Genomic DNA, 12,722 nt, shown 5'->3' with positions numbered 1-12,722 from the left:
TCTGAGCAAAGAACTTTGCGACTTTTGCGGGAAACTTTGCGGCCTCTGCGTGGAAAAGCTGAAGGAGGCGTTTCTCCAAAGAAAAGAAACGAATTCCGAATTAACGAATTAACACAACAAAATGAACAGAATAAAAAACACATTAGCCCAAGACAAAAAACTGCTCTCTATATACTTTACAGCCGGATATCCCGAGCCTGGTAATACCGTTTCCATCATTAAAGATCTGGAAAAAAGCGGGGTCGATTTTATTGAGATCGGGCTGCCTTTTAGCGATCCTCTGGCCGATGGCCCTACCATTCAGGAGAGTTCCGGGGTGGCGCTTAAAAATGGAATGACCACTAAAAAACTCTTTCAGCAATTGGAAGGCATAAGAGAGGAAGTTGAAATTCCGCTTATTATTATGGGGTATTTCAATCCTATCCTGCAATTTGGGGTAGAAGAATTCTGCAAAAGATGTGCTGCTGTAGGCATCGATGGACTCATCATCCCCGATCTTCCGGTGGAGGAATACAACGAGAAATATCGCGACATCTTCGAAAAACACGGGCTGAGCAATATCTTTTTGATCACCCCGCAGACTTCAGAAGAACGCATTCGCTTCATAGATTCGGTTTCTGAAGGTTTCATCTATATGGTAAGCACGGCCAGCGTTACAGGTTCAACCAAAGGCTTCAGCCAGGAAACCAGGGATTATTTCAAAAGAATTTCAGCAATGAACCTCAGGAATCCGCAGATCGTTGGTTTTGGGATTAGTGACGAGGAAACTTATGGGCAGGCCACCAAATTTGCCAAAGGAGCGATCATCGGCTCGGCCTTTATAAAACACCTCAACAGCGGTGGAAAGCACGATATTCCTGGTTTTGTTAAAGCTATCCGACCGGTTTAACCTAACTCTAACATCCCCTTGACAGGTTTTAAGACTCTGCTTTTGTACCTTAGTAAGGAATTCAAAAACAGATAATTATGCCAGGTCCAATTGAAAATAATAAAAAGAAAAGGAAAGAAGATCATAAAAATCCAACCAATCCTACCGGAAAAACCGACCGGGATACTAACGAGGTTGATTTTGATGAAAAAACCATAAAAGATCAACAAAACAAAAAGTAATTTATGGGTAGAGGAGACAAAAAAACCAAACGCGGTAAAATTGCCATCGGCACTTATGGTAAACTACGTCCTAAACGAAAAAAGTTTAAGGTGAAACCTACCACAGTAGCCGAGCAGAGTAAGAAAGAACTTCAATAAGACTGAAGACCTTGAAAAAAATAGCGTCGGTTCTCCGACAGCACAACTTGAAATAATAGAAAAACTGGAGTAGTCGTAAAAAACTACTTTACAGTTGACCCCAGCTTCAGAGGTTTACTTTGAGCCTGGGGTTTTTTGTTTTCAGTCGGTAGGCTTTTTTAATGGTTCTCAGTTATGGGTTCCCTCTTATCGCAACTGTCCGCCCCCTCACTCTTATGAGACCCTGAATCGAGTTCAGGGTGACGGTTTCAAGATAAACGTCATGGCGTTCTGATAGCTATCGGGATGACCCGGTATCTCATCCTGTTTTCACTTCTGGTCTCACCCTGATGGGATCCTGAATCGAGTTCAGGGTGACGCCAGTAGATATAAACGCGTAGAGAATCGTCATACCGGGCTTGATCCCGTATCTCATCCTGTTTTCACTTCTGGTCTCATCCTGATGGGATCCTGAATCGAGTTCAGGGTGACGCCAGTAGGTATAAACGCGCAGAGAATCATCATACCGGGCTTGACCCGGTATCTCATTCTGTTTATCTTCTGCTCTCACCCTGATGGGATCCTGAATCAAGTTCAGGATGACGGCGGAAGAAAAAAACCTCCTCCGTGAGCCCAGCAAGTAATAAGCAAACCTTAAGGGATAAAAATCGACTCTCCTCTCTCCACTTTGCAAACACCGAACCCCAAACCATAAACAAAAAAACGGAGAACCCACAACTCAAAACTGACAACTCATAACCGAATTACAGCCATTCCCTGTATTGCATCACCCTAAAATCTATGGTATTGAAATTAGCATCTTTTTGTTTCAGGTATTTATAGAGCTCCATACTGCCTATCGCACGGTTAGCAGAACCAGAGGGAGCAGTGAGGGAAACCGTGTTTATCAATCGGCCATCGAGGACAAATTGATGAACCCTGGGCACCTCGTTGGAGATCACTTTAAGCCTGATATCCTCCTCTATTTCCCTGAGATGTCTTCGGAAAAAATATTCGGGGCCGTTTTTGGAGTTCCCTCCCGTGAATAACAGCCGTTCTACTTTAGGATGTTCCCGCAGAATGCCTATCATATCCCGAAGCTCTACCTTTTGCATCCCCAGGTCACTGGCGTCTATCTTTTCACGCCGACTGCTCTCTACCATATCGCAGATACCAATCCCGCGTTCCTTCAGGAAATCTATTCGCTGCTGGACGGCTTCCTCGGTGGTCTCAAATTTCAGATCCAGCCCAAAGATCTTATCCAGGACCGTCCACAACAAACCATCCCGGCTCCCATAACAGAAATCCACATCGCCCTCCTTCAGCTCTCCCTTTGTAAATCTCGGCGGGGGTAAGGTCCCCACGATGAGTTTTGTCGCATTTTCAGGAATAAAAGGACGATATGGATGTGTATGATGAAAAATAAGCTTTGGTTTTTTTATTTAAGTTTTACTACCAGGTCATCGGCGAAGACCATCGTGCCTTCCTTGTGGATAATATCAGCGATCTCTCCTTCGGCCGTGGCGGTGATGGTGGTTTCCATCTTCATCGCTTCTATCACGAACAAGGGCTGGTTCTTCTTAACCTTTTCTCCCTGCCTTACCAATATAGAGGATAAAGACCCCTGTAGCGGTGCTCCCACTTGTTTAAAATCATCCTTATCGACTTTGGTGTGCACCACCTTTTCCACTTTAACCGATTTATCCTGAACTTTCACCGTTCGGGTTTGTCCGTTTACTTTAAAGAAAACGTCTACCAGGCCGTCTTCCCCTGCGGTTCCCACCGAAAGGAACTCGATAAGCAGTGTCTTTCCTTTGTCCATCTCCACGGTGATCTCCTCGCCCGGGGTCATTCCGTAGAAGAAATCAGGGGTTGGGATATTCATCACTTCCCCAAACTGCCTGTAATGGTTAAAGAAATCGGTGAATACTTTTGGATAGAGTTTATAGGAAAGGAAATCGGTCATTTCTAGTTTACGGCCCATACCTTCTTTAAAAGTGTTTTCAAATTCTTTGAACTCCTTATCAAAATCAATGGGTTCCAGGTGCGCATTTGGCCTGTCGGTATAAGGTTTCTCCCCTTTCAAAATAATCTTCTGCAAGTCTTTCGGGAAGCCACCTACGGGCTGCCCCAGGTCTCCTCTAAAGAAATTCACTACCGACTGCGGAAAGTTAAGCTTCTCCCCTTTTTCCTTCACATCTTCGATACTCAGGTTATTGCTGACCAGGTACTGCGCCATATCTCCCACCACTTTACTGCTGGGCGTCACTTTAATAATATCACCAAAGAGCATGTTCACCTTAGAGTACATCGCGGTGATCTCGTGAAAACGATGCCCAAGCCCTAAAGATTCGGCCTGGGGTTTCAGGTTGGAATACTGCCCTCCCGGGATCTCGTGTTTATACACATCGGCGGTACCGGCTTTCAGGCCACTCTCAAAAGGGAAATAATATTTGCGCACTTCTTCCCAGTAATGAGAATACTCATTGAGTTTCTCCATATTAAAATCGGCCTGGCGCTCTCCGGAGGCGGTCATTTCCACCAGGGAATTGAAGTTAGGTTGCGAGGTAAGGCCTGAGAGTCCGCCCAGGGCTACGTCTACCACATCTACCCCTGCTTCTATCGCCCTCAGGTAAGTTGCCGCCTGAATAGAGGAAGTATCGTGGGTATGCAGGTGCACCGGAATATTTATTTCTGATTTCAATGCGGAAATAAGCTCGCCGGCAGCGTAGGGTTTTAGCAGGCCGGCCATATCTTTTATCGCCAGGATATGTGCCCCGGCGTTCTCGATATCTTTTGCCAGTTGAAGGTAATAGTCAAGATTGTATTTGGTGTTTTTCGTATCCAGGATATCGCCGGTATAGCAAATAGAAGCCTCTGCAAGTCCGCCGGTATTTTTTCTCACATAATCAATACAGGGCGCGATAGATTCCATCCAGTTAAGAGAATCGAAAATACGGAAGATATCCACCCCGTTCTCCCAGGCTTCAGCTACAAATTTCTCGATGAGATTATCGGGATAGGCGGTGTAGCCTACGCCATTAGAACCTCTTATGAGCATCTGCAGCAGGATATTAGGCATCGCCTTGCGAAGTAATTGCAGGCGTTCCCAGGGATTTTCCTTCAGAAAACGCAAACAAACATCGAAGGTAGCCCCGCCCCAGACTTCCATACTGAAAGTTTCAGGGTGGTTTTTAGCATAACCTTCAGCCACTTTCAGCATATCTACAGTACGCATACGCGTAGCCAGCAAACTTTGGTGCGCATCGCGCATGGTGGTATCGGTAAAGTGAATCTTTTTCTCCTTTTTCAACCATTCTGAAAAGCCTTCCGGCCCCAGTTCGGTGAGCAGGTCTTTGGTACCTTTGGGATAAGCCGCGTTAGCGTCAAATTCCGGCACTTCAGGCTTGATGAAATCTGGTTTCTCCTTTACCTCCTTCACATCGGGATTTCCGTTAACCACAATATCTCCGAGGAATTCCACCATTCGGGTGGCACGGTTTCGCGTTTCCCTCAGCTTAAATAGTTCCGGGTGGCTGGCGATGAAATTCACCGTAGCGCTTCCGTCGCGGAAACCTGGGTGATTCAGAATATTATCCAGGAAAGAGATATTGGTCTTCACCCCTCGTATCCTGAACTCTGCCAGGGCACGGCGCATCTTCCGGCAGGCGCCATCGAGGGTACGCCCACTGGCCGAAACCTTCACCAGCATAGAATCGAAAAAGGGAGAGATAGTCACGCCCTGGTATAGACTTCCCGCATCCAGCCTTATCCCAAATCCGGAAGCACTCCTATAAGTAGTAATGGTCCCGTAATCGGGTTTAAAGTCGTTGGCAGGATCTTCAGTAGTGATTCGGCATTGCAGGGCAAAACCATTGATCTGTAAAGACTCCTGGTCTTTGATCTTGATTTGTTTGTCGCTTAGGTGATAACCGCCGGCGATAAAAAGCTGGGCCTTCACCAGGTCTATATTGGTTACCACCTCGGTGACGGTGTGCTCCACCTGGATACGCGGATTCACCTCTATAAAATAGATGCTGCCATCTTCATCTACCAGGAATTCTACGGTCCCGATGTTATTATAATTCACCGCGCCACAAATATTCAGGGCATATTGGTATAGCTTTTCTTTGGTTTCCTGTTCCAGGTTATGGGAAGGTGCAAATTCTATCACCTTCTGGTAGCGGCGTTGCACGGAGCAGTCGCGCTCAAAGAGGTGCACCATATTTCCGTGGTTATCGGCGACGATTTGTATTTCTATATGCTTCGGATTTTCAATAAACTTCTCGATGAAAACCGTGTCGTCTCCAAAGGCATTCAGGGCTTCCCGCTTAGACTCGGTAAAAGCCTTTTTTAGCTCCTCTTCATTGCGCAGCACGCGCATTCCGCGGCCTCCACCTCCACTGGCTGCTTTCAGCATCACGGGGTAACCAATCCTATCGGCTTCCTCCAGGGCCGTTGCCTCATCATTGAGCTCTTTGGTATTGCTTTCAATTACCGGTACATTGTTTTCTATAGCCACCTTTTTGGCGGTGACTTTATCCCCCAGACTTTTAAGCACGGAAACCTCCGGCCCCACAAAGATGAGCTCATTATCGGCGCAGGCCTGGGCAAAGTCGGCGTTTTCTGAAAGGAATCCGTAGCCGGGGTGAATAGCATCGGCACCAATCTCTTTGGCCAGTTTTATAATGGCCTGGATATCGAGGTATGGTTTAAGAGGTTCTTTATCGCTGCCTATCTGGTAAGACTCGTCGGCTTTGTAGCGGTGCAGGGAATAACGGTCTTCAAAGGTGTAGATCCCCACGGTTCTTATTCCTATCTCGGTGCAGGCACGAAAGATCCTGATTGCGATCTCTCCCCTGTTGGCTACCAATACTTTTTGAATTTTCATCTGAAGTTTTTAAAAAATAAATATTCTGGTTACTTCCGAAAACTATTAAAAGATAAAGAGCTAAGCGGGATTTGGAGTGCTAAAATTTCTATAAAGTTAGTGGGTAGACTTTAGTCGGTAGTCTTTAGTCGGTAGACGGTAGAAGTTTTTGTTTCAAGCGTCATTGCGAGGAGGGCGCGAGCCCGACGTGGCAATCTTTTGTTTCCACCGTCATTGCGAGGAGGGCCCTAGCCCGACGCGGCAATCTTTTGAACGTTTAAGGTTCACGTCCCCGACGAATTAACAAACTAACGAATCACAACATCACTTCGTCACAGCGTCACAACTTCACTGCATCACAGGGTCACAGGAAAAACAACAAACCCAAACAATAAACAAAAAACCGAGAACCGAGAACCGAAAACCAAGAACTGGGAACCGAAAACCGAGAACCGAAAACCGAGAACTAAAAAGACTACCAACTAATTAAGCGATCTGTCGTAGTTAGTCATCATCTTATATCTGCATTTAAAGTTTTGTTTCCGGGCTTTGCGCCGGCCGCGATTGAAGCTAATCCTGATGAATTTCCCCTCGCCCTTCTTCTCATCATCGGAGAGCATAAACCTGTTAAAGTCCAGCAAAAAATCGCAGGACTCCCTGAAGCTGAACCTGGCGATGCAGGACTTCACATAATTGGGTTTTTTCTCAGGACCTTCCATAATTTTCAAAAAATTGGATGGTATAAGATACGAAAAAATAAGATCAAGGTGGAAACTTGATTCGTAAAAAAGAAAAGTACAAGGTTTCCCTTATTATTCTACTTTGAGAATATATCTGGAATTACAATAAGAAAGCTTCTTTATTGTGCCAGTTCAGCGATTCCTGGGATGGATACCATTTTTCATTTTCGGGAAGAAGAATTTGCCGACCTTCAAACTGGCTCAATGAATAGTTACTACTTTCATCTTGAATTGAAGGTGAAACTCTGACTACATAGCTAGAATTAAGAGTAATCAAACCCCGATCGAAAGCCCGATGAAGCGTTGGTGATAAAGCAATCCCATTTGTAACGGTATCATCATTAGAAATACTAAAGGGATAAATATGGCAGGCATCTACCATTTGCACATTATGTGTTGAGTTTATCTTTAAACCAGAAATACAGCAAGTATAATCGTATATTTTTGGAACTGTTTTCTTAAATAAACTTCCCCGAATAAATATCTCCTCTTCAAATTGATTATCCTCTAATTGGTTTTTTAATTCATTTATATGAGCCTGATACTTTTCACTTGGTTCATTAAGAATCTCATTTTCAATTTTAATTTCTTCTGAATACTTTTCGGGACGTTTGTAATATGATTTAAAATTAGGGAAATATAATTCGATTAATAACTGCTCAAACCATAATTGATTTTCCGGCAGTAGAAGCAACTGAAATAATTGTTTATCAATTTCTGCAAATGCAAAAGTTTCATTGAGACTATTGAAACTTTTGATACTTTTTGAACTGGTTAACGATAATTGCTTTCCAGGTTTGGCTACTAAATGCCAGAATGGTTCAGATCTCATATGGAAAAATGGTAAAGCAAAATTTTGAGAATGACCGGTGTGCACCAATAGTTTCCAATTATTTTGAAACGCCAATAGCAGATCGGAATCAATAAATATTTTATTAGTGGTAATTAATCCTTTAGCTATAAGTTGAATTACAGAAAGAAGTAAAATTGGCTTATGAGGGGCCCTCCCAAGGTCTTTGGTATAACCTCGATTTAGTTTTTTGAAATAGGCGGAATATCTATAAATGAGCTCTTCTGACATATATTAACCTACAGCTAATTTCTGATGTTTCAAATCTTCTATGAATTCAGTAATATCTCTGTTATCAGAAACTTTTTCTTCTGTAACCTCAACCTCCGTAAATTCATACCAAGTAGGATTGATATCGAGGTTTATCAAACTGGTTTCAAAAGTAGGAATACCCAAGGGAGAGGGATAAAAATACTCACCATCAATTAATATTTTTTTTATACTATCCTTAATATCTTCAATAGAGAGTTTATGCATATTGCTGAATACGATGCCTCCATACGTTTTATAGTTCGCAGCATCTCTATATCTGTATTCAAATTCAATATTATTTTTTATCATATTTTTTTACATTATAAAAATGGAATTCCAACCCTTTTCAGGTAATTATATGTGGAATCATAAAAATCAGATTTTCTAGTATGGTCTTCATTGCTTCCTTCTGGAATTACGATAACCATTCCTTGTCTTGCTCTCGTTAGCAAAACTCGATAAGCATTAATTAAATATTTTTTCCGCTCTTCTTTTCTAATATGTTGCCACTTTTTTCCTACAAACGAAAATGTTTGCCAACCCTTTTCTGAGTATCTTAAATCACCATCCCAAGCCACACATGCCCAATCCAATTCAAGTCCTTGAACATGGAATTCGGTGGCGACATCTTCCATAAAATAGGAGGAGCGAACATCATCTTTATCATTCAAAAACCAGTGTACAGGATTCATTGGTGATTTAACGTCAATTGCATAAGGTTTTAATCGTTGTGCCTGTGATGATACAACAATTCCGTACCGTTCACTTCCTCTAGCTTTTTCCTGTAACCATTTCTTAGCTTTAGTCAAATCCCTTGTTAATACAATTGGATATTTGGGTGATAGATTAGAAAAAGTCTGCCGTGCCTTTTCAATATCTAGGTCCAAAATATTTTTCACCAATAAGGAGAGGTTTTCTGCTCTAAAGGAGCGCATCGAAACAGCTAAATGAAGGTCTGAATCAAATTTAACTTTAGTTTTATTTTTTAATTGATTAATTGAAGTTTCTGCAGCATATTCAGAGTCAGTTAGATTAGGAGAAATATAAACCTCCCAATACTTAAATCTTTTATTTATTGCTTCTAACCATTCAGAAATTCCTGCCTCACCCGTATTTATTTCTTGACCACCCCCAACTAAACAAACAACTACCGCCCAGTCTTCATGCCTATCTAAACAAGAAATCAAAAATTCAGGTTCAGAGTAATCAAAGTCAGTCTGTCCCTTCTTTTGTTTCATAAATTTCACCGTTTGCTCTTTGTTCCAGGCTCGCTGCGCCTCATCAAAAATTGCGATATGATCATAAGGAGGATTGGGATCAGCTAAATATGCATCTCTATAATGGTGAATTATCTGGATGAAAGCTTTCACTCCTGCTTTCGCTTTTCCTTTTGTAATTTTATTCCCTTTTTCCCTTTCATTTTTCACTTTGTCACGTGCCAATGCTTCCTGTAAAATTGCTACCAACGGTGCATTTCCAGATAAATAAACACTCGCATTTCCATTTTTCTCTTCTAAATGGGTTGTAGCTACCTTTAGACCAACTAAAGTTTTTCCTGCACCGGGAACTCCTGTCACGAAACAAATAACTTTTTTACTTTCATTTTTAGCCTCCTTTATTATTTGTGCTATCGAAGTAGTAGTGGCAGTTAGGTTTTTTGCCTCAGCATCATTTCGCGTAATTTCATCTACCGTATGATCATTATATAGTGAGACAGCTGCTTCTACAATCGTTGGTGTTGGCGAATACCTTCCCTGAGAAAAAAGTTTCCCCTCAATGAGATTCTTTTTCTCCCCAAAAAAGCTAATAGTAGTTTTGATCACCTCATTCAAGCCTGAATTATTTGTGCGAATAGGTAGCAAAAGGTTATCATTGTGGGAAGTTGTGCCAATTTCAATAAAAGATTCCAGAGCTTCCGTAGCTACCAAGACAGGTACTAATAAAGAATTATGACTTGGTGCATGAAAGTTTTTTAAATCTAAAGCGTAATCCCAAACTTGCTCGAGATTATAACTCAAATAATTACTTTCCCCAACCTTATATTCAACTACAAAAACAATATCTTGAATAATTAAGATTACATCAACTCGTTTCCCCATTCTTGGTATAGAAAATTCAAAGAAAATTGTTCCTTGGTAACCTCTAAGTATATCTTTTAAGGAACGAATTTGAAGTTCCCAAGATTTATTTTGATTCCGTGTAGCGTCAAATTGATTGGAGAGCGTTATCTGGCCGATTATTTCTTCTGCACTTTTTTGAACAAAAGATGATATTTCATCTTTATAATAATAATTCAGCATTAATTAAAAAAAGGGTTAGTTAGTTTAAGTTCGCTCCAATTTAACACTATTTTCACAACCTAAAAAACCTTTGTTAAACTCCTTTTCAGCAGATAAGTTCCATTTATGCTCTCATAAAAAAGTATGAAGCCTGGGGGTTTTCATTTTAGGAGCTTTAAATTATCTTTGAAAGTAAATAAGAAGCCTATGAAAATTGTTGTTTCCCCCGCCAAGAGTCTGGACTACGACTCTAAACTCCCTACCACCCGCGGCACCCAACCCGAATTCCTGGACACCGCAGCAAAGATAAACCGTAAGCTCTCCCGAATGAGCAAAAAGGAACTCATGAAGCTGATGAGCATCAGCGATAAACTCGCCGATCTCAACTACAACCGCTACCACGAGTTTGAGGAGGAGCACAACAAGAAGAATTCCCGGCCTGCCGTTTACGCCTTTGCCGGCGACGTGTACACCGGCCTGGATGCTTATACCATCCCCACCGAAAAGCTGGACCACCTGCAGGATAGTCTGCGTATCCTCTCGGGTATGTACGGGATCTTAAGGCCTCTGGATCTCATTCAGCCTTACCGTCTGGAAATGGGCACCAACATGGGGATAGAACGCAAAGAGAATCTTTATGAGTTGTGGCAGAAAAAAGTCACCAATTACCTAAACAGCGAACTCGAAGAAGGAGAACTCTTCCTCAACCTGGCCAGCAAGGAATATTTCAAGGCCGTGGATGCCAGGAAATTAAAGTCGGAAGTGGTCTCTCCTGTTTTCAAAGACTTCAAGAACGGCAAGCTAAAGATCATCAGCTTCTTCGCCAAGCAGGCTCGTGGTGCGATGGTGCGTTATATTATCGATAAAGATGCGCAAAGCCTGGAGGACATCAAAGGCTTTGATTATATGGATTATCGGTTTAGCGAGGAAGAAACGAAAAAGGAAAATGAGCCGATGTTTGTGAGGTAGGGTTTCGGTTCCCGGTTCCGGGTTCTGAGTTCCCGGTTCTGAGTTGTCAGTTAAGGGGTATCGGTTTTGTGAAGCGATCTTATTAATAATATATTTCTTAATTCAAATAGGCTATCACACCGAAAGGGCTTCGACTTTCCTTAGCACCCTGCCGGTTGCTAAGGGCTCAGCCTGACAGGGATTTTGCCTATATATTGCTACTCCTTAGAAGAGATTGCCACGCGCTTTGCGCTCGCAATGACGGGGCAAATGAAGTCGTAATTACGAAGGATCCTGATGAAAATCGGGTACAAATAAACCGTCATTACGAGGGAGGCACAACCGAAGTAATCTTTTGTATAAAGCAGTTACTTCTTAAGCCACCAACTGTCACACTGAGCCCGAGGCGATAGCCGAAGGAAAAGTCGAAGTGCCTGATAGTACGTAGACACTATTGTCGGAAATTCGAAAGGCTTCGACCCTTCGGCTGCTGCGCGCTCAGGACAAGCTCTTCCTCCTTCTGGTCGGGCTTAGCCTCCCAATAGTTTTGGGTTCATTGGATGACATAATGAGAAATATGCTAAGGCTCAGGCCGGTTATTTTTTAAATAAATCAAGCTTCCACAACTACCAAAAAAAATATAAAATACTGATTATCATAGATATTTTTAGTACCTTAAGAAGGTATTCCTCCCGGACAAAAGCAAGCCACCCTGCCCCAGGCTTCTGTTAAGAGTATTAATTCACTAAACATAAGTCTTATGAAAACACTAATTATCTGGTTGATGCTCATCCCTTTTTTGGGCATCTCTCAAACCGAAAACGAAACACAGGAACCCCTGATTATTGCAACGATGCTAATCGCTCCGGAACCCGCAGATTTTTTCAAATTCAGGGAAGGCTTAAAAGCGCATAATAATGAATATCACGCTGAAGGTGCCATGGGCGTACGTATTTTTCAGGTAATGAATGGCCCCAATGCCGAAAAAATGATGGCCGTAATGGGCCCGATGCCCTGGAGTGCCCTGGATAATGCCACCTATGACAACCGGGAGGCGCACGACAAAGACTGGTATGAGAACGTGGTGCCTTATATGAAAGACGAGCAGGATATAACTTACTGGCGATTTGATACCGGGAACTCCCATTTCCCGCAGAATTTTGAAATGTCTAAACTCGATGTCACTACTTATGATTTTAAAGCCGGGACCTACGAGGCAGCGATGGACCATGTGGAAAAAATATCGGCAGTCTTTAAGAATCAATACCCGGAAACTCCCCTGGGGATCTATACGAATGAATTTGCAGCCACCAAAGATGGGCGCGACCTTTCCCTGGTGTATTTCTTCGATGATTTCGCTACCCTGGGAGTGGATCATAAATGGAAAGAAAAATATGAAAAAGAGCACGGACAAGGCAGTTATGAAAGCTTCTACAAAGGCTGGATGGACCTCCTCAACGGGGCACAAACCGAGATCTGGATTTACGACCAGGAATTAAGCGGAATTGGACCTCAGGTAACCACCCGCACCCAGAATTAAAAGTATTAGCGAATAT

General features: G+C 42.6%; 11 protein-coding genes. 5 read left to right on the top strand and 6 right to left on the bottom strand.

What is annotated here, in order from left to right; all coding sequences use genetic code 11:
• The first annotated feature begins 121 nt into the window (after positions 1-121).
• The 3 genes from trpA to BUW93_RS03530 all read left to right on the top strand — a co-directional run bounded on the left by trpA (position 122) and on the right by BUW93_RS03530 (position 1,248).
• Positions 122-889: a tryptophan synthase subunit alpha gene (gene trpA, locus BUW93_RS03535; protein ID WP_081209235.1), complete on the top strand. Its 768-nt coding sequence runs from the start codon at positions 122-124 to the stop codon at positions 887-889.
• 77 nt (positions 890-966) lie between these two features.
• A complete protein-coding gene (locus tag BUW93_RS15000) occupies positions 967-1,110 on the top strand; it encodes a hypothetical protein (protein ID WP_198536969.1) in 144 nt (47 codons plus the stop codon).
• A 3-nt stretch (positions 1,111-1,113) separates the two neighbouring features.
• Positions 1,114-1,248, top strand: coding sequence for a 30S ribosomal protein THX (locus tag BUW93_RS03530; RefSeq protein ID WP_081209233.1), 135 nt, complete (start codon positions 1,114-1,116; stop codon positions 1,246-1,248).
• Between the two features lie 743 nt (positions 1,249-1,991).
• Here the strand turns inward: BUW93_RS03530 and BUW93_RS03520 are convergent.
• From BUW93_RS03520 to BUW93_RS03495, 6 genes are all read right to left on the bottom strand, one after another.
• Entirely contained in the window at positions 1,992-2,651 is a 660-nt protein-coding gene (locus BUW93_RS03520) for a uracil-DNA glycosylase family protein (RefSeq protein ID WP_081209229.1), read from the bottom strand.
• Positions 2,652-2,665: 14 nt separating this feature from the next.
• Positions 2,666-6,118 (bottom strand): pyruvate carboxylase, encoded by a 3,453-nt coding sequence (locus tag BUW93_RS03515; protein ID WP_081209227.1) that lies wholly within the window; start codon positions 6,116-6,118, stop codon positions 2,666-2,668.
• 461 nt (positions 6,119-6,579) lie between these two features.
• Positions 6,580-6,816 (bottom strand): hypothetical protein, encoded by a 237-nt coding sequence (locus tag BUW93_RS14895; protein WP_157893276.1) that lies wholly within the window; start codon positions 6,814-6,816, stop codon positions 6,580-6,582.
• Positions 6,817-6,937: 121 nt separating this feature from the next.
• Complete coding sequence (locus BUW93_RS03505) at positions 6,938-7,918, bottom strand: HNH endonuclease (RefSeq protein ID WP_081209223.1); 981 nt, start codon at positions 7,916-7,918, stop codon at positions 6,938-6,940.
• Between the two features lie 3 nt (positions 7,919-7,921).
• Complete coding sequence (locus BUW93_RS03500) at positions 7,922-8,248, bottom strand: hypothetical protein (RefSeq protein ID WP_081209221.1); 327 nt, start codon at positions 8,246-8,248, stop codon at positions 7,922-7,924.
• A gap of 11 nt (positions 8,249-8,259) precedes the next feature.
• Positions 8,260-10,239, bottom strand: a complete 1,980-nt coding sequence (locus BUW93_RS03495; RefSeq protein ID WP_081209220.1) for a DUF2075 domain-containing protein — start codon at positions 10,237-10,239, stop codon at positions 8,260-8,262.
• Between the two features lie 186 nt (positions 10,240-10,425).
• On the opposite strand from BUW93_RS03495, the gene yaaA reads away from it, so the two are divergent.
• Together yaaA and BUW93_RS03485 are read left to right on the top strand one after the other, a co-directional pair.
• Positions 10,426-11,187 carry a peroxide stress protein YaaA gene (yaaA, locus tag BUW93_RS03490; protein WP_081209511.1) on the top strand — a complete coding sequence of 254 codons (762 nt, stop codon included), beginning with the start codon at positions 10,426-10,428 and terminating at the stop codon, positions 11,185-11,187.
• A 739-nt stretch (positions 11,188-11,926) separates the two neighbouring features.
• On the top strand, positions 11,927-12,706 hold the full coding sequence (locus BUW93_RS03485; RefSeq protein ID WP_081209218.1) for a hypothetical protein: 780 nt from the start codon (positions 11,927-11,929) through the stop codon (positions 12,704-12,706).
• Positions 12,707-12,722: the final 16 nt, after the last annotated feature.

The sequence above is a fragment of the Salegentibacter sediminis genome, assembly GCF_002078605.1.
Lineage (GTDB): Bacteria > Bacteroidota > Bacteroidia > Flavobacteriales > Flavobacteriaceae > Salegentibacter > Salegentibacter sediminis.
Note: the sequence above shows the minus strand (reverse complement) of the source record. Positions and strands in the feature narration are given on the sequence as shown.